This window comes from Bradyrhizobium sp. AZCC 1577, assembly GCF_036924575.1.
In the GTDB taxonomy this organism is placed as follows: Bacteria; Pseudomonadota; Alphaproteobacteria; order Rhizobiales; family Xanthobacteraceae; genus Bradyrhizobium.
This window is the reverse complement of record NZ_JAZHRQ010000001.1, coordinates 1,499,162-1,516,517: the sequence shown is the minus strand read 5'-3', so window position 1 is coordinate 1,516,517 and position 17,356 is coordinate 1,499,162. Positions and strand designations below refer to the sequence as shown.

The window sequence follows — 17,356 nt, the reverse complement described above, 5'->3', positions numbered from 1 at the left end:
AGAGGCGCCACCGAGAAGGAATGGCAGCTTGCGCTATCTTTTCGAGGAATGCGCATTCGACACCGACCGGCGCGAGCTGCATCGGGGGACCGATGCGGTGTCGATCACACCGCAGGTTTTTGACCTGCTCGCTTACCTGATCCGCAACAGGGAGCAGGTTGTCAGCAAGGACGACCTCATCAAAGCCATTTGGAATGGGCGCAGCGTCTCTGACGCGGCGCTGACAACCCGCCTGAATGCCGCCCGGGGTGCAATCGGCGATTCCGGCGAGGAACAGCGCTTCATCAAAACACTACCGCGCAAGGGCTTCCGCTTCGTCGGACAGGTGCGGGAGGCGCGAGAAGTTGCGGGCCCAAATCCGGGCGATGCGCCCGAGAGCGCTCTTGTTCCCGACAGGCCCTCCATCGCCGTGCTGCCGTTCGCGAACATGTCTGGCGATCCCGAGCAGGAGTACTTTGCGGACGGGATGGTTGAGGAGATCACTACCGCGCTTTCGCGGTTCAAATGGTTGTTCGTGATCGCTCGAAATTCGAGTTTCACCTTCAAGGGCAAAGCCGTCGACATCAAGGAAGTCGGGCGCAGGCTTGGCGTGCGCTATGTCCTTCAGGGGGCGGTGCGCAAGGCGTCGGGGAAAGTTCGCATCACGGGCCAGTTGATTGAAGCGGCTACGGGCGCACACATTTGGGCGGACAAGTTCGAGCGTGACATGACAGAAATTTTCGCGCTGCAGGACGACATCACGGTCGCCGTTGTCTCAGCTATTCAGCCAAAGTTGTTTCAAACAGAAATTGCAATGGCGACGCGGCGGCGACCGGAAGACCTCACCGCGTATGATCTTTTGCTCCGGGCTATACAGCAAGCCGTCCCATTGACTCGCGAAGGGTTGGCCGAGGCACTCCGACTGGTCCAGCGTGCCTTGGAGCTTGACCCTGGGCTTGCTGGTGCTGCCGCTCTGGCAGGCGCCTGTCACGCGGAAAACGTGGTTAGGAACTACGCCATCGATCTTCAATTCGAACGCAAGGAAGCCGTTCGGCTCATGCGCTTGGCATTGAGCCTCGACGATGGTGATCCAGACACGTTGGCAAGTGCTGCCTTGATCTCGGCACTTCTGGTCGGCGATTGTGAGACTGAGATCGAGATGTCCGACCGGGCGGTTAAGCTCAACCCAAATTCATATCGCGCGTGGCACTGCAGAGGCTGGGTCTATAAGATTGCGGGGCAGCCAGAGGAAGCGATCCGGAGCTTTGAACGTGCCATGCGCATGAGCCCAGTAGACCCGCAACTATACACAGCGTTTACCGGGATGGGATTTGCCTTTATTGAGCTTCGTCGCTTTGACGAGGCCATCGTTGCAGGGAAGAAAGCCCTGCGGCAGAACCCTGGCTATCCAGGACCGTACCGCTGCCTCGCGTCCGCTTTCGCCCATCTCGGACGCGACGCTGAGGCCCGTGAGGCGGCGGCTCGTGCGGTTGAGATCGACCCCGCTTTCACAATATCGGCGTGGATCGCTCGGAGCCGGATATCAACAAATGCGAAGCTGATGATTGAGGGTTTTCGCAAAGCGGGGTTGCCCGAGTAGTTCTCCAATGTCCACGAGGTGATTGAATAGCGGCACTCTTCTGCGGCGCACGAGTCCAGTTGTGGCCCATCGCGTCAGTTAGTGCGGTGCAGCGACATGTCCGAAGTAGGGGAAGTGTGGAAGTCACCGGCGGAGGGTCAAGCCAACGCGATTGACCCAACAGCGACGTTGGTTTTGACGCCGTTTGGTCCCTGATGCGGACGCCTATAAGCAATACGCGGATGGAGTCTGAATGAGGCGACCCCCGCTAAGAGCAAATAAATACGATTGACCAGGGTTCCCTTACCTGAAACGGTGGTTCGATTATAGGAACCAAATGAATTTTAAACCGGATTTGGCTATGCGCAATCGTTCTACCCCTCGGCGCACGATCGATTCCAGCACGGGTAGGACGAGTTCAACATGATCGATTTGGACGGAGTCTCCGCCCAGGCGTTATCTGACATGATCGGCGCGATCTATGATTGCGCGCTCGATCCGCATCAGTGGCCAGACACTTGCCGGAAGATTGCCGCGCTGTGTGAAAGCACAGGGGGCGGAATATGCGTCCATGATATGCGGCACGTGCAAAATGATCAGTTGTTCGTGTTCGGATACCAGCCGGAATTCCTGGAAAAGCTGGGAAGCCAGTATGCACAAAGCCCAATGGCAGCAGCGGATATCGTCTCCAATATCGGCCATGTCAGCGCCCTCTCTAGGGAGGGGCCCGAGTTGTTCGAAAGCCGGTTCTATAGAGAAGTACTAAAGCCGTTCGGACTACTGGATATGATCTGGTTTCCGGCGTTGAGGACTGGAGGCCGCATGGCCTCCATGCACGCCTCCAGGAGCGAGAAGGTTCCGCATTACCAACAGCTGGAGATCAGCCTGTTCAAGCTCCTTTCACCGCATGTCTGCCGCGCACTCACCATCTCAGATGCACTCGATATCAGGGCGCTGAGGTCGGAAATGCTGGAAAAGACACTTGATGTGCTCGTCGCAGGTGTTTTCCTCACCGCACGGGATGGCCGCGTGGTCTACATGAACGCCGCTGCCGAGCGCCAAGTCAGAACCGGCCACTCCATTCGCATCGTGAACAACCGGATTTTTGCCGCCGATCCCGCGGCGCGCGCGGCGTTGTCAAAAGCCATTGATGAGGCGTCGCGCGACAACTTCGAGAAGGATATCAGCGATCATTCCCTGGCGATCCCGGGGATGGACGGCGCTGGCTATGTTGCAACCCTCCTTCCGGTCGATCGCGGTGAGCGCCGCGGCGTTGTCGCGCCGTTTGGGGCGTCGGTCGCTGTGTTCACGCAGGATCCTGTTCAGTCGCCACTCATGCCGGGCGAGGCCTTTGCCAGACTTTATAAGCTGACCGGCGGCGAACTGCGTGTGCTGCTGGCGCTTGCCCAAGGGCTAGGCGGCAAGGAAGCGGCCGACATGCTCGGCATCAGTGAGCCGACCGTGCGCAGCCACCTGCAACACATCTTCTCGAAGACCAACACGCCCCGGCAGGCCGACCTCCTGCGCCTGTTGCAGAACTCGGCGCCTCAGGTTCGGGCCCCACAGTAGCCGGTTCATTAATTCCTGAGGCGGCCTGTCTCTTAATCGGCACCGCGTCCTATGGGCGACGGGACCGGCGCAATTGCGATCTGGGCTGGGGCCGATGGGCCCGGGCAGTACGATCGAAAGGCAGCACACAACAGCAGTACCAGCCTCATTGGTTCCGATGATGCGGCGGCGGCGGTCGATTGCGTAAATCAAGCATCGCCAATCCTAGGCACGTGCAACCGAAGGAACCGTCATGCGCGCACATCCCGTTGTCGCCGTCGCCACACTTATCTTGGTCGGGGTCGGGGTGAAGCTCACCTTCTTTTCCGTGCCGATGGCTGCGGCGGACGTACGCTCCACCAAAAGCGCGAGCATCGACGTCCCCGAGATACATCGAAAGATCAAAGATCTTCCGGTGGAGAATTTCTACGACATGACGTTCGTATTTCCAGTGGCGATTGATCGCACGATCTAGCGCCTCCGAGACGCGGGTGTTGCCTTTCTTCTTAATACTCACACCCGGCGCGGCAATCGATATTGAGCGGTGAATGTCTAAGCGCCTTCTTTTCAAAAAAATCATCGCGGACCAAACTGCCTCAGGAGGTTTTCTTGCAACTTTACAGAAATAGACTTGGTCACGCCAACCATGCCATTGCGCGGCTGCCTTTGACATGGTGGGAGCGCGCCTGCTTCCGGTCAAAGCTGCGCGCCGATATCAGGGACGGATCTGATTTTCTACGCGATATCGGCATCGACGTGCTTGAAGCGCATGCTGAAGCGTGCCGCTTTTTCTGGCAACCGATCACGCTGAAGCGCCTGCCAATCCTGGATTATGCCCCTGCAACTGCCGCCATCGCGCGGTCAGCCGTCGAGGCCATTGGTTCCAGATATTGTGCTGACACTACCGTGGTGTCCCAATAATGAAAAACACTTCGCACCCTTCAGCCGTAGTGCCGCCTCTCGCTTCGTTTCACGTCGAAAAGGAAAGGCGAAGCTTCTTCGCTTTTATCACGTCGGCGCTGCACAGCTCACGGCGCCTTCAGGCGGGTAGAATCCTGCGTCAATACGAACACTTGATCGCGCCTTCCGAGCTATCCGCTCCGCGCCAATCTAGCCAGGATTCCGAAACTCGGGAAATGCTCGTCACCAGCAGGCCGCGCTGCGGTCTCGCTGCAGGAGGTCGTTTCCTTGGATAGCCTGATCGCAATCTACATCGCATGGATCGTTGCCCAGACCGGCTTGTCGGCTCCCGATCATCATCCGCCGATCCACTTCGTGACACCGGCGGAAATGGCAATGCGACATGGCTCGCCGGAAAATAGCGGGCTGGAGTTGCAGGCGCTCTACAATCGCAACGAGGGCTCAATTTACCTGCCTCAGGGCTGGCGACCCGATGATCTGCGACAGAAAAGCACTCTGGTGCATGAACTGGTGCACCACGTGCAGAGGTCAAACAACATCGTCCTCCCCTGTATTGCTGCTTACGAACGCCAAGCATACGAATTGCAGATCAAATGGCTGCGGGAAGAAGGGGTGACCGATCCGTACGAGCTCATCAAAACCAATGAGCTGGGCATCTACATGGTTAGCGTATGCCGTGACGGATCATAGGCGCCGCATGGGCCAATCGATCTCCCGATACGGGAGTTCCTTGCAGTTAAGCCGCGCGCGCATCTGGATTGAGAAAATAGATGTACCGCATTTGATAGCCGTCGAGCGGGTCGCCTTGGCCGGTCCATGAACAGCCGGTTTTCCCAAAATGCTTTGCGCGGATCTTTTCGGTGACTTGCGTCATCTTGTGCGCGACCGAGCCACCCGGCAGTCGCAGCAAGCTTTTGTTCAACTTGATCCCGGTCAGCACGAGGCCCGCCGCCCGATAGATCGTCCCGTCACCGCACTGACATCCATCGGCGAACGAAATCACCCACTCGATGTGCGGATAATGCTTGCGAATCATCCGCAGCGTGATCGAGAGCGCGCGGTTTTCGCTGTTGCGCGGCAGCGCCTCCGAGAACGCCAGCCGGTTCAATTCGAGAAAGCCGTTCCATGCGGTATCGCGCACGAGCCGAGGATGTTCGACTTGTCCATCGACGGGCCGAACGTATCGTCCCCTTCAAGCCGGCCGTTCAAAAAGACGCCGAGCGCGAGGAAGGCATTGTTGACGGTCTTGTGGCTGTAGTGCAGCCGAATGATCAGCGCGTCCGCGTCCTTCTTCGCGATCGGCACGACGCGGATGTCCTTAGCTTGTCCCATGGCGCTCAATAGCTCCACGCAGAGCCGGTTGTCGTGAGCCCGGGGCGGGGTGAGGACGAGTTGCACAGGCAGGCCATTGGCGTCCACGACAGCGTGAATTCGAGGCTCCCGGTTCGGGAGCTTGAATCACGTTCACGGCGGTACATTCAACCTGCAACAGCCCGTTGCGGAGCCGCCAATGCTCTGAAATCACTTCCGTTTTCGGGGCATAGCGGATATGGCCGGACCTGCTGCTGGCCCGACCCGGTCGAGAATGACCCATCTCCGACATCACGCTCCGGCCCCTGGCCACGCGCATGCCCTGAGTTCGCCCTAGGCGATTCGATCGTCACAGCCGTCCTACAAAGTGCTAGGCTGCTCAGGACGTATTTCCAACTATCTTGAGGCTGGACGAGTCACCTGCGGAATAGTCCGCCCACCACACCCCCCACAACGCCGTGCACCGCGCCGCCGATCGCGCCGATTGGACCGCCGACACCACGCGAATGGCGAGTACGGCTCCCAGCGCGACGACGGTCTTGACGGCCGGATTTGCCAGCCTCTGCCGCGGCTTCCGTTAGTACCCTGTGCTGGGCGGCGTTGAGAAAGCCAGTGGTAGGGTAGCCGTGCTCCTCCTGCCAGCGCGCGATGACGGCGCGAGTCGATTCGTCGAACTTCCCATTGACCTTGGTCTTGAACCCGAGCTTGGTTAGCCCACGTTGCACTCCACGACGCTTTGCCTTGGTGAGGCCGATCTGTTCCTCGGTCTCCTGAGTCGCTTCGTCGGTAGCGATTGCCGTTTCGGCGGGGGCCAACGTTTCGCGAGGCGTGCTGCTCAGACCAGCCTTAGCAAAGTGCGCGCTGTCGACGATCGCTAGGATGCACAATGCCAGGATCAAGGCGCGCATGGCCTTCCTTCGCCCCCAAGTCTGCCGATCGTTCGGTCTAGAAAGTAAAGATACACCGCGCCGTCCTGAACTATCAACGTCCGACGGCGCCACTCCGCTTCGTCGCAGAGGCAACTGTTGCCCGCGGCACACGGTTCCCTAGCCTCGCGCCGATTGTTACGCCGCATTGCACGCGGGGGGTATGGGATCGGCGCATCGCCCTTGGAGCTTAGAGACGTCTAGAGCAAGCGCCGCCGAGGTCAGCTTCTGGCCCCAAGCCGCCGGTAAAGGCCGATTAACTGAGTGACCCACTTTGATTTTGCGAGCATTTTTTGCGAGATCGATGCGCGAATGAACGCTGCATGAACGCCGGTTTCAGCCAATGAACAACCGCACGGCGCTAAGCGTAACCAGATCAGACGCCAGAGGAGGATGGGCAATGAAATACGCACTCGCCGCGCTCTGCGCACTCACAATGCTGGCGGCTCCGGCCGCTGCCGATCCATGGAAAGACGAGAGCGGCAAAGGCCGCTGGGGCTACCATGATCGCGGGCACCGCGCCTATGGTTATGACCGCGAATACAAGCAGGAATTCCGCCAAGGAAACTGTAAGATCGAACGCAAGTGGGAGCGCGGCGGCGAGTATAAGGAAGAGATCAAGTGCAAAGGCGGATACCGCTACTAGCTGCACTACCGCAGAGCGTTGTCGTCCTGCTCGCCTTCGGTGTCATCTGGCTAGCAGTGGTAGCCGCAATCATCGGTATATTCGCCTTGTTCAAGTAAGGCCGCCTCAGTTGGCGGCCTCTTTCGTTTAGAATGTCACCTGGTGGCCCATAGCGTCGTTTCGCTGCTATGCAGCGGCACGTCGGCTATCGGGGCATGGCGGACTCTGGCGCGGCATCAGCCCGGCAAATTTATGGGTGCATGGACTGGATGCATCGGCCGCCGCCTGCGCCAAGGCTTCTCGACGGCCCGAGACCGCAAGTCCCTGCCAAGCCCTGCGCGTCGCGGGGTCACGGAGCATGACAGCGTCTCTTCAGAGGAAAAAGTCATGAAAAAGCTTGGCATAAACATCGCCCTGGTTGCCAAACACCAGCGTAAGTCGGCATAGAGCGGCTCCGCCACAGCAACGACGCCGATTTGCGTTCTCAGCCGAGAGGTCGGCTTTGCCTGAAATGGAAATTGTTCGGAGTAAACCTCCTGGCCACGGCGCGCGCCTGGCCCTCGCATGTCTCCAGCGCGATCTTCTGGGCAAGCATGACGTCTCCGATCGGCAGAGCGCCGATCGGCATGAAACACAGCCCCTCCTGCAGGCGACCTCTTTTGTCGATCTCGCACACATTCACCGAGGCCCCGGCGTGGATCCTGTACCGCTTTCCGCTGTCGCTTCCGACGACCTCGAAGTAGCCCTTTCTGGTGAACTGCTCTCGCTGTGCCGGCGACAACCATTCTCGCAAGAGCCGCAGCGAGCGGCCCTCCGGCGTGCCCTCGGCGCCGTGCCTGATGAAGAGGGCTCGCGTCGCGCTTATGCGCGAGCGGCCGCCCGGCGGCCACGGTCGAAAGCCGAACATGGCCGGGCCGGTTACCCGCCGACCAGCCTGGGGAAGAAGACAGTTTCTTCCGCAGTGGGGTCGAACGATCGTAGGTGCGAGGTCTGACCCGGACCCGTCCTAACTGCCGCGGTGAAGCCGGCATTGGTGAGCTCGTAGAACCGCTGCTCCGCTTTCGCCAGTTCTTGTGCGTCATCCGAATTGAAGGGGTGACGGCGGTCGCCGCTGCGGTCCATCACGATCTGGATCGGCATGATCGTCCTCCTGGGATTGCTGGTGGCAAGGACCTGCTCCAGTATCCGACCGACCTCACGGACTTTCAAGAAGAACATTCCATCGCAATCGCCGGTCGTCTGCCGATCGCAGCAAGCGCAATCAGGCTGGCAGACACTCCGGGCAGGTGTCGCCGAGCGAGTCCAGGACGTCCCGAACTTCAGCGACGGCCGCCTCCGGAGAGACGCCGGACGGCGGATCCTGACGGGCGATGACGAGAGCGCGCTCTTGGGCATGGGGGATCAGCGCGGGCCTGCATCCAGCCATGCTCCTCGCATCGCGGATCGCTCCGGCTTCCTGCAACACGGAGACGGCCCAGCCCCGCAGCGTCCTCATGGCGGGCTGCCGTTCCTTCGTCATCCGCATCGAAATGGCTCCTGCCGAAGACCAATCTGACCGAACCGTCTTCCGTTCCGGGGACCGGTTCTGACCAAGCGCGTGATCCATCGCGATCCGAATTCCGCTGGCGCCATTCAACGGTGGAAGCTGGCGAACGCGTCATCCGGATGCTGGCCGACATGCGCTGCTAAGGCGGCGATCGCGCGCGGCGATGCATGGTCCGGCTGCTCGCCGGGATGGGATCGGTGCCGCCTTCGCAGCTGCAAAATCCCCGTTTCACCCCCAAAGCTCTGTCTTAGCACTGCAAGCGTCAGAACCTTTCCGATCTTCACGGTGTTGACTTTGTGAGTTCCGCGCGCTGGACGGGGACGAAGCTGTCCGCGCCCTCACCTGGAGGAGGTCACCATGACGCTTACGAGCATTCGGGATTGGAGCGAGGCTCTGCTCACATCCCTTGCGGCCGCGATGGCCGTATTCTTCGCCGCCATTCCCAAGATTCTTGCCTTTGCCGCGATCCTGATTATCGGCTGGTTCGTCGCGGCCTTGGTGGCAAGCGCAATCGCGGCGGTGCTTCGGCGAGTCCGCTTCAACGAACTATCCACGCAATCGGGGTTCACCGGCTTCGTTCATAACATGGGGCTGGAGACTGATGCTTCGGGAGCGATTGCCCTCACGACGAAATGGTTCATCAGGCTGATCGCGCTTGTGGTTGCGTTCGACGCTTTGGGTCTACCGGCTGTTTCGGACGTGTTGCGACAACTCCTGTTGTGGATTCCCAACCTTATCGTCGGAATCGTCGTTCTCGTCATCGGTGGCTTGGCGGCGAATGCCCTGGCTAACTTGGTCCGAGGCGCCACGGCACAGGCCGACCTGGGCAATCCCAACCTCCTCGCCAAGATTGCAAAGGTCATGGTGTGGGCCTTCGCCATCGTCATAGCCGTGAACCAGATCGGTGTTGCACAGACGTTGGCCAACACGCTGTTCACGGCTGTCGTCGGCGCAGCAGCTCTCGCGCTCGGTCTGGCCTTCGGGCTCGGTGGACGAGAGACTGCAGCCGAGATTGTCCGTCGATGGTACGACTCGTCGCGAGGTGTCGCGTCGAAGCTCGACGAAGCTGCTGAAGCCGGCCGTCGCTTGGGCGAACACGCGGCAGGTACTTCCCAACCGCCGCGCCAGTCCAGCAGGTGAACATGATGATACCGGAAGACGCGAAGGCGACGATTGAGCATGTTCCGCAGAACACTGGACGCGATGGTGCCGTCGACCTTGTTGCCAAGATGCACGAGTTCGGCGTCTTCTCGCATTCTGCCGCCGCCAGGGAGCTATACTGCAGCTCGAACGGGGCACGCTGGTACCTAGCCTGTGACGCTGACAGAGTTTCTGTTGTGCACGTGCCCAACGTCTCTTCCGGCGGACGCACGGAGAAGTTAGAGATCAGGGAATTCTTAGCGCGAGGCGGAGACGGACCGGAGCATCAAGAGTTGTTGCGTCTCATTGGGACGCTGGTGGAGGCTATTTAGCCCGAGGGCGCTGCTGTCTTGATCTCGCTGCTGCGCCATAGGCCTAGCCTCCAATCACAGGGCCAATGGTGTGAGGTGGCCCGGCCTTGGCTCTCAAACCTCGTACAGGGGCAGCTACGCACGCATTCATGAGTACAAGCGAAGCGGACGTTGTTTCGATATGCTGTCCTCAAAGGGACTGAAGACAACCGCTCGGTGAGTTCGCGGCCATCATTGCGCGCATTGGAGGCCTCATGCGATTCATTTTCCGTGTTCTCGCCGCATCCGCGGTTCTCGTCTTCTATCTCCCCGTGATCTCGGGAGTCATGCTTGCGACTGCTGATGCGACTGGTGGGTTGCCGGGCACTCTCACCGGCTGGTGGAAGTATATCGGCGATGTGATCGCCGAAGGCGCTGGCTTTTCTGCAAGCTACAAAGAGAACATGTTCACTATATGGGGCATCGCCGCGCTCCTCAGCGTCATCGGTCACACACTGCTTTCGATTTCGAGGGCGTGGATGCATCGATGAGGAATTTCGGAAACCCCGCTATTTGCCTTAACGCAACCCGAAGGGAATGACTGCGCGGTCGTGCACCAGATCGCTCGCGGCCTGCGCGGCTGTCGCTTCCGGCACATAGCGTCGTTTCGCTGCTATGCAGCAGCACGTCGGCTATCGGGGGATAGCAAACTCTGGCGCGGCGTCAGCCCGGCAAATTTGTGAGTGCACGGACTGGATGCATCGGCCGCCGCCTGCGCCAAGGCTTCTCGACGGCCCGAGACCGCAAGTCCCTGCGAAGCCCTGGCGTCGCGGGGTCACGGAGCATGACAGCGTCTATGACTTCACCGGCGCCGGCGGGCCAGCCACCTCGGCTTCCGCCACCTCCTCCACCTTCTCCCGGTCCCCCGCCAGCACGCGCTGCACCGAGACGAAGAACACCGGCACCATCAACAGCGCCAGGATCACGACCGCGATCATGCCGCCCATCACGCTGGTGCCGAGCGCCTGCTGGCTGGCGCCGCCGGCTCCCGTCGCAATCGCCATCGGCAGCACGCCGCAGACGAAGGCTAGGCCCGTCATCAAGATGGGGCGGAAGCGCAGCGAACAGGCTTCGACCGTCGCTTCAATCAGCGGCTTGCCCTGCGCGCGCAAATCCTTGGCGAATTCGATGATGAGGATGGCGTCTTTCGCCGCCAGGCCGATGATGGTGATCAGGCCGACGGTGAAGTAGACATCGTTCGGTAGCCCCCGCATGGTCGCGGCAATCACCGCGCCGCAGATGCCGAGCGGCACCGTCAGCAGGACCGCAAGCGGAATGGTCCAGCTCTCATAGAGCGCAGCAAGCAGCAGGAACACCACCAGCACCGAGAGGCCGAGCAGGAACGGCGCCTGCGAGCCCGACAGCTTTTCCTGCAGCGACTGGCCGGTCCATTCGAAACCGAAGCCGCGCGGCAGCTTGTTGGCCAGCCGTTCCATCTCGGCGATGGCATCCCCGGAGGTGAAGCCGGGCTTGGCTTCGCCGGAGATGCGCACGGCGGGATAGTAGTTGAAGCCCGCGATCTGGGTCGGCCCCTTCGACCACTGGACCGTGGCGAAAGCGGAGAACGGTACCAGCTGACCGCGGCTGTTCTTGACGTTGTAATTGAGGATGTCGTCGGCGTTCATGCGGCTGGCGCGGTCGGCCTGCACGATCACGCGCTGCATCCTGCCGCGGTTCGGAAAGTCGTTGATATAGTTCGAGCCGAGATTGGTCGAAATCGTCTGATTGATGTCCTCGAAGGTGACGCCGAATGCGCCGGCTTTCTCGCGGTCGATCATCAGATTGACCTGCGGCGCTGGCGGCAGGCCCTCGACATAGACCTTCTGCAGGATGGGGCTGGCGTTGGCTTCCGCGATCAGCCGGTCGGATGCTGCGACCAGCGCCGGATAGCCCTTCTGGCCGCGGTCCTGCAGGCGGAATGAGAAGCCGGAGGAATTGCCGAGGTTGTCGATCGGCGGCGGCTGCAGCGCCGAGATCCTGGCGTCGCGGATCGACGAAAGCTCGCGGTTGATGTCGGCGACGATCGCGGCGGCGGAATCCTTTTTGCCCCGTTCCGACCAGTCTTTCAACGTGATGAAGGCCTGCGCGGTGTTCATGCCCTGGCCGAGGAAGCTGAAGCCGGTGAGGAACGTGACGTCCTCGACGCCGGCGCGATTGAGCAGATACTTCTCCACGGCCCCGACCGCCGCTTCGGTGCGGGCGTAGGAGGAGTCGGACGGCGTCTGCACGTCTGTCGTGATGAAGCCCTGGTCGTCGACCGGCAGGAAGCCGCCGGGCAGCCGGACGAAGGCCCAGCCGAGGCCGATGAGCAGCGCAGCGTAGATCAGCATCAAACGCCCGGTGCGCTTCAGCGAGCCCTGCACCGTGCGCGAATAGCCGCCACGGCTCGTCTCGAGCACGCGGTTGAACCAGCCGAACACGCCCTTGCGCGCATGGCCGTGGCCGGCCTCGACCGGCTTCAACAGCGTCGCGCACAGCGCCGGCGTCAGCGAAAGCGCCAGCAGCGCGGAGAAAGCGATGGCCGAGATCATGGTGACCGAGAACTGGCGATAGATGATGCCGACCGAACCCGGGAAGAACGCCATCGGCACGAACACGGCCATCAGCACCAGCGTGATGCCGATGATGGCGCTGGTGATCTGCGACATCGCCTTGCGGGTCGCTTCCTTCGGCGGCAGGCCCTCTTCCGCCATGATCCGCTCGACGTTCTCGACCACGACGATGGCGTCGTCGACGAGAATGCCGACCGCCAGCACCATGCCGAACATGGTCAGCATGTTGATGGAATAGCCGGCCGCCATCAGCATCGCACAGGTGCCGAGCAGCGCCACCGGCACCACGATGGTCGGAATGATGGTGTAGCGGATGTTCTGCAGGAACAGGAACATCACGATGAAGACCAGCACCACCGCTTCCACCAGCGTCATCAACACCTTGTTGATCGAGGCCTTGACGACGGGCGTGATGTTGTACGGGATTTCGTAACCGATATTGGCCGGAAAGAATTTTGACAATTCCTTCATCTTGGCTTCGACGGCGCTGGCGGTGGCAAGCGCGTTGCCGGTCGGCGACAGCAGCACCGAAAGGCCCGCCGTCGGCTTGCCGTTGAGCCGCGTGTTGAACTGGTAGCTCAGGCCGCCAATCTCGATGCGGGCGACGTCGCGCAGCCGCACCGTCGATCCATCCGGATTGGCGCGCAGCGTGATGGCGCCGAATTCATCCGGCGATGAGAGCTGACCCTTGACCAGCACCAGCGCGGAAATCCTCTGCTCCGGCGTGCTCGGCTCGGCGCCGACGCTGCCCGAGGCGACCTGGGCGTTCTGCGCCGAGATCGCCTTGTTGACGTCGTCGGCGGTAAGGCCGTAGCCGACCAGCTTGGCCGGATCGACCCAGATCCGCAGCGAACGTTCGGTGGAATAGAGCGTGGCGCGGCCAACGCCGGGAATGCGCCTGATCTCGCCGAGCACGTTGCGGATCATGAAGTCGCCGAGGCCGATTTCGTCGAGCGAGCCGTCGGCCGAATTCAGCGTAATGATCTGCAGCACGGCAGAGGAGGCCTCCTCGACCAGGATGCCCTGCTGGATCACCGCGCGCGGAAGCCGAGCCTCGACGCGCTTGAGTCGGTTCTGCACTTCGACCGACGCCGCACCCGTCTCCGTGCCGGGCACGAAGTTGGCGATGATTTCGACCTGTCCCAGCGAGTCAGAGGTAGATTCGAAATTGAGGATGCCGGAGGCGCCGTTGAGTTCCTCCTCGATCAGCCGCGTGACGCTGTTGTAGAGGTTCTCCGGCGACGCGCCGGGATAGCTGGTCGAGATCGAGATCGAGGGCGGTGCGATGATCGGATATTGCGCGACCGCCAGCAACGGGATCGAGATCGCGCCGATCAGGCAGATGAAAAGCGCGACCACCCAGGCGAAGATCGGCCGGTCGATGAAGAAGCTGGGCATGTCCCGGTCTCAGCGGGACGCTTGCGCTGCCGGTGCTGGCGGTATCGAACCAACCGAGGCATCCGCATCGATCCACGCCTTCGCCTTGACCTTGTCGCCGGCAACAAACTTCTGGAACCCGTCGACGATGACGCGGTCGCCCTCCTTGAGGCCCTCGCTGATCAGCCACACGCCGTCCTGCATCGGGCCGGTGCGGACCGGCTGCGTCGCGACGCGGCCGTCGTCCTTGACCACGAAGACTTCGCTGCCGCCGCCGGCATCGCGCTGGATCGCCTGCTGCGGCACGGCCATGGCATCGGAATCGATGCCCTGTTCGATCAGGACGCGGACATACATGCCGGGCAGTAGTTCGCGATTCGGATTCGGAAACTGTCCGCGCAGCGTGACCTGCCCGGTATAGGCGTCGACCTTGGCATCAGAGAACAGAAGCTTGCCGGGAATCGAATAGGCCGGACCATCGTCGAGCACGAGGCGGACCTTGGCCACGTCGGGCGCGATCCGGTCGAGGTCGCCGCTTTCGAGCGCACGGCGCAGCTTGTTCATCTCCGCGATCGATTGGGTGAAATCGGCGTAGATCGGGTCGAGCTGTTGGATCGTGGCAAGGCTGGTGGTCTCGTTCTGCACCACCAGCGCGCCTTCGCTGACCAGTGCGGCGCCAACGACGCCGCTGATTGGCGCACGAATCGTCGCATAATCGAGATTGAGCTTCGCGCGGGCGACATCGGCCCTGCGGCTTCCAACTTCGGCTTCAGCCTGGCGTTGGGCTGCGATGGCCTTTTCGTTCTCTGCCTCGGGCGCCGCGCGCTGGCTGGTCAGCGTCGCAATGCGCCGGGCGTGCTGGGTGGCGAGATCGAGCGCAGCTTCCGCCTTGTCCAGCGCGGCTTCGCTCGCCTGCAGTTCCACCTCGAACGGTTTGGGGTCGATCCGGTAGAGCGGATCGCCGGCCTTCACCTCGGTGCCCTGCTGGAACAGGCGCTCGACGACGATGCCCGAAACCCGCGCACGGACTTCCGAGACCCGGGTGGGTGCGATTCGGCCGGGCAATTCACGAACGATGGCGCGGGGCTGAGATCTGACGGTGAAAGTGCCTACTTCAGGCTCGGGCGGCTTTGCCGCTGCGGTCGCGGCGATCGGTTCATTGCAGCCAGCCAAAAGCGGCGCCATCGCAGTCAACATCACAATGATGCATGCCGATTGCGTTCGTAGTCCGGACATTGAAAGCATTGCCCCAGTTCAGGTTGGAAGGCGCGAGTTGAGCATTCGCGACGTTGTCGTACGAGTCTTGGGAACTCACGGTTGGTGGAAGATAGGATAGGGACAGGCTGCTGCGACGCAATACGATTTCGCGGCGGCCCAATGTCACACAACGCTATCACACTGAACTACCGCTCATTTTTCCAGATTCACTTGATTGTGAGACGGTTCCATTGCGTTTGGCCGGAAACAGACGGCCGGGAACCCGCCGTTTCGCTGCAGCAGACCGCGCGGGAGGCATCCGGCACGAATCGGTTAACTTCGGGCTAAGGCGCCTTGAGCCGGTAATGGCTGATGCCCCACTCGCTGCCACCGGCGTAACCGAACAGGCCTGCGGTGGCGAGCAGGAACCAGCGCCAGCGCCGCATCCACAGCGCAGTCTCGCCGCCATAGACCTTGCGAAGCACGCGCTCGATTTCGTCGCGATGTCGGTCGAAGTTCGCCAGCCGGTCCTGCACGTTGCGCTGACAATGCATGCCGCTCCAGCGCCATTCCTTTTCGACCCCGAACAGATCGGCATATTGCCGGATCAGATGATGGCTCGGGATCACGCCGCCGGTACAGAAATGCTGCGCAATCCAGTCCTCGCCATCGGCGCGATCGAACACATTCGATGGCGCGTGCCGCCATTTCGTGGGCGAGCCAGGCATCGCTTTCGGCATTTCCGGTGGCGAGTTTCGTGGCGGTGCGTGAGCAGAGCTGGTGGATTGCGGCCCGGACAATCACGTCGGGCAGCGGCACCCGCTCGGCGGTGCCAAGGATCGCGGAGACGAAGCCATGACACTCCCTCCCTTTTGGCACGATCCTTTTCAAAAACCGGTCCTCGCCATGGGCTAACGCGACCCTCCGGGTCGGATCATGCCGGCGGCGGCCGCGGGGAGAACGGGCTGGTTCTGCAACCGGCAGTCGCGATACCGCCACTGCTCCTGCACCACCCAGGCGCCCGCCATCAGAACCGGGAAAGATGCGGCAATGGCCAACACGCCTCGGGATATAAGAGCGTCATGAAAAATCTCGGTTGGACATCGAACCGTTCCAAAATACGCTGATGTCAAAGCCGGGTTTCGGGAAGATGTTCCACCACCGTCGGCCCGAAATCGCGGCTTGCCAGCTTTTTTCTCCAGCCCGCTGTGCCATATTGGCGCCAGCGCGGCTTTTCGTAACCGGATGACACCCCGCAAATGCCTTCAGGCCCCTCCTCCCGCTCCGAAATGGAGATCGAACTGAGCAAACTGTCCTCACCACGGATTTTCCTGGTGCGGATGCTCGTGTTCCTGGTGCTCTGCGCGCTGGTCACGGTCGTGCTCTACAAGCAGATCACCGTGGCGTTCTTTGCCAACCCTGGCCTTAACGCGCTGATCGGCGGGGTGCTCCTGATCGGCATCATCCTGTCATTCCGGCAGGTGGTTCGGCTCTATCCGGAGGTGGCCTGGGTCAACAGTTTCCGCATCGCCGATCCGGGGCTCGCAATCGACCGGCGCCCGACCCTGCTGGCTCCGATGGCGGCAATTCTCGGCGGCGAGCGTACCGGGCGCATGACGATATCGCAGCAGACCATGCGGCACTTGCTGGATTCGATTGCGACGCGGCTGGACGAAGCCCGTGATATTTCCCGCTACATGACAGGCTTGCTGGTCTTCCTCGGCCTGCTTGGCACCTTCTGGGGCCTGATCGAAACCGTCGGTTCCGTCGGCAAGGTGATCGACGGCCTGAAAGTCGGCGGCGATGCCGGCTCGCTGTTCGACACCCTCAAAGAGGGCTTGGCCGCGCCGCTCGGCGGCATGGGCATTTCGTTCTCGTCCTCGCTGTTCGGCCTCGCGGGCTCCCTGATCCTGGGCTTTCTCGACCTGCAGTCGAGCCAGGCACAGAACCGCTTCTATACCGACCTTGAAGACTGGCTCGCCTCCACCGTGCGCGAATATGGCGATGGCAGTTCCGGGATCGGCGGCGAGCTGCAGCATGCAATGGAACGTATCCGCGCGGTGGTGGAAGAGAGCGGCGGCAGCCGCAACACGACGGCGGCGATGGCCAATCTGGCCGAGGCGATCCAGGGCCTGGTTGCGCATATGCGCACCGAGCAGCAGATGATCCGCGAATGGGCCGACGGTCAGGGCGAACAAAACCGCGAGATCAAGAAGCTCCTGGAACGGATCGCCAGACAGCCCGAGAAGAGCTGAAGTGGAAAGTTCGTGCCCCGGACGCGGCGCAGCAGGCAAAAGCGCGTTTA

At 61.4% G+C, this 17,356-nt stretch carries 17 protein-coding genes and 3 pseudogenes; 10 read left to right on the top strand and 10 right to left on the bottom strand.

Annotated elements, in window-relative coordinates; all coding sequences use genetic code 11:
- The first annotated feature begins 28 nt into the window (after positions 1 to 28).
- The 5 genes from V1278_RS07040 to V1278_RS07020 all read left to right on the top strand — a co-directional run bounded on the left by V1278_RS07040 (position 29) and on the right by V1278_RS07020 (position 4,717).
- Positions 29 to 1,579 (top strand): winged helix-turn-helix domain-containing tetratricopeptide repeat protein, encoded by a 1,551-nt coding sequence (locus V1278_RS07040; protein WP_334380126.1) that lies wholly within the window; start codon positions 29 to 31, stop codon positions 1,577 to 1,579.
- A gap of 402 nt (positions 1,580 to 1,981) precedes the next feature.
- Positions 1,982 to 3,127 carry a helix-turn-helix transcriptional regulator gene (locus V1278_RS07035; protein WP_334380125.1) on the top strand — a complete coding sequence of 382 codons (1,146 nt, stop codon included), beginning with the start codon at positions 1,982 to 1,984 and terminating at the stop codon, positions 3,125 to 3,127.
- 232 nt (positions 3,128 to 3,359) lie between these two features.
- Positions 3,360 to 3,581 carry a hypothetical protein gene (locus V1278_RS07030; RefSeq protein ID WP_334380124.1) on the top strand — a complete coding sequence of 74 codons (222 nt, stop codon included), beginning with the start codon at positions 3,360 to 3,362 and terminating at the stop codon, positions 3,579 to 3,581.
- 134 nt (positions 3,582 to 3,715) lie between these two features.
- Positions 3,716 to 4,027, top strand: coding sequence for a hypothetical protein (locus V1278_RS07025; protein WP_334380123.1), 312 nt, complete (start codon positions 3,716 to 3,718; stop codon positions 4,025 to 4,027).
- 198 nt (positions 4,028 to 4,225) lie between these two features.
- Positions 4,226 to 4,717: a DUF6647 family protein gene (locus V1278_RS07020; protein ID WP_334384121.1), complete on the top strand. Its 492-nt coding sequence runs from the start codon at positions 4,226 to 4,228 to the stop codon at positions 4,715 to 4,717.
- Between the two features lie 46 nt (positions 4,718 to 4,763).
- On the opposite strand, the gene V1278_RS07015 is transcribed toward V1278_RS07020, so the two are convergent.
- The 4 genes and pseudogenes from V1278_RS07015 to V1278_RS07005 all read right to left on the bottom strand — a co-directional run bounded on the left by V1278_RS07015 (position 4,764) and on the right by V1278_RS07005 (position 6,246).
- Entirely contained in the window at positions 4,764 to 5,168 is a 405-nt protein-coding gene (locus V1278_RS07015; RefSeq protein ID WP_334380122.1) for a Mom family adenine methylcarbamoylation protein, read from the bottom strand.
- The gene (locus tag V1278_RS07010; protein ID WP_442893780.1) at positions 5,132 to 5,359 is read right to left on the bottom strand and encodes a Mom family adenine methylcarbamoylation protein; all 228 of its coding nucleotides are present in this window, start codon (positions 5,357 to 5,359) and stop codon (positions 5,132 to 5,134) included. The genes V1278_RS07015 and V1278_RS07010 overlap by 37 nt, the downstream gene beginning before the upstream one ends.
- A pseudogene (locus tag V1278_RS36830) lies at positions 5,357 to 5,461 on the bottom strand (IS5/IS1182 family transposase); the annotation flags it as partial. The pseudogene V1278_RS36830 and the gene V1278_RS07010, both read right to left, overlap by 3 nt.
- A 293-nt stretch (positions 5,462 to 5,754) precedes the next feature.
- A complete protein-coding gene (locus V1278_RS07005) occupies positions 5,755 to 6,246 on the bottom strand; it encodes a peptidoglycan-binding domain-containing protein (RefSeq protein ID WP_334380120.1) in 492 nt (163 codons plus the stop codon).
- A gap of 418 nt (positions 6,247 to 6,664) precedes the next feature.
- On the opposite strand from V1278_RS07005, the gene V1278_RS07000 reads away from it, so the two are divergent.
- Entirely contained in the window at positions 6,665 to 6,910 is a 246-nt protein-coding gene (locus V1278_RS07000; protein WP_334380119.1) for a hypothetical protein, read from the top strand.
- Positions 6,911 to 7,373: 463 nt separating this feature from the next.
- On the opposite strand, the gene V1278_RS06995 is transcribed toward V1278_RS07000, so the two are convergent.
- The 3 genes and pseudogenes from V1278_RS06995 to V1278_RS06985 all read right to left on the bottom strand — a co-directional run bounded on the left by V1278_RS06995 (position 7,374) and on the right by V1278_RS06985 (position 8,414).
- Positions 7,374 to 7,796 (bottom strand): hypothetical protein, encoded by a 423-nt coding sequence (locus V1278_RS06995; RefSeq protein WP_334380118.1) that lies wholly within the window; start codon positions 7,794 to 7,796, stop codon positions 7,374 to 7,376.
- 11 nt (positions 7,797 to 7,807) lie between these two features.
- A complete protein-coding gene (locus V1278_RS06990) occupies positions 7,808 to 8,029 on the bottom strand; it encodes a hypothetical protein (RefSeq protein WP_334365129.1) in 222 nt (73 codons plus the stop codon).
- A gap of 121 nt (positions 8,030 to 8,150) precedes the next feature.
- Positions 8,151 to 8,414, bottom strand: a pseudogene (locus V1278_RS06985) (hypothetical protein).
- 438 nt (positions 8,415 to 8,852) lie between these two features.
- Between V1278_RS06985 and V1278_RS06980 the strand changes: the two are divergent.
- From V1278_RS06980 to V1278_RS06970, 3 genes are all read left to right on the top strand, one after another.
- Complete coding sequence (locus V1278_RS06980; RefSeq protein WP_334380117.1) at positions 8,853 to 9,575, top strand: mechanosensitive ion channel family protein; 723 nt, start codon at positions 8,853 to 8,855, stop codon at positions 9,573 to 9,575.
- 2 nt (positions 9,576 to 9,577) lie between these two features.
- Positions 9,578 to 9,907: a hypothetical protein gene (locus tag V1278_RS06975; protein WP_334365131.1), complete on the top strand. Its 330-nt coding sequence runs from the start codon at positions 9,578 to 9,580 to the stop codon at positions 9,905 to 9,907.
- Positions 9,908 to 10,140: 233 nt separating this feature from the next.
- The gene (locus tag V1278_RS06970) at positions 10,141 to 10,416 is read left to right on the top strand and encodes a hypothetical protein (protein ID WP_334365132.1); all 276 of its coding nucleotides are present in this window, start codon (positions 10,141 to 10,143) and stop codon (positions 10,414 to 10,416) included.
- A gap of 303 nt (positions 10,417 to 10,719) precedes the next feature.
- Here V1278_RS06970 and V1278_RS06965 read toward each other — a convergent pair whose 3' ends face one another.
- The 3 genes and pseudogenes from V1278_RS06965 to V1278_RS06955 all read right to left on the bottom strand — a co-directional run.
- Complete coding sequence (locus tag V1278_RS06965) at positions 10,720 to 13,875, bottom strand: multidrug efflux RND transporter permease subunit (RefSeq protein ID WP_334380116.1); 3,156 nt, start codon at positions 13,873 to 13,875, stop codon at positions 10,720 to 10,722.
- A 9-nt stretch (positions 13,876 to 13,884) separates the two neighbouring features.
- Positions 13,885 to 15,090, bottom strand: coding sequence for an efflux RND transporter periplasmic adaptor subunit (locus V1278_RS06960; protein ID WP_334380115.1), 1,206 nt, complete (start codon positions 15,088 to 15,090; stop codon positions 13,885 to 13,887).
- Positions 15,091 to 15,395: 305 nt separating this feature from the next.
- Positions 15,396 to 15,743, bottom strand: a pseudogene (locus V1278_RS06955) (SAM-dependent methyltransferase); the annotation flags it as partial.
- A 567-nt stretch (positions 15,744 to 16,310) separates the two neighbouring features.
- Here V1278_RS06955 and V1278_RS06950 point away from each other — a divergent pair.
- Entirely contained in the window at positions 16,311 to 17,306 is a 996-nt protein-coding gene (locus V1278_RS06950) for a flagellar motor protein MotA (RefSeq protein WP_334365135.1), read from the top strand.
- Positions 17,307 to 17,356 lie beyond the last annotated feature (50 nt).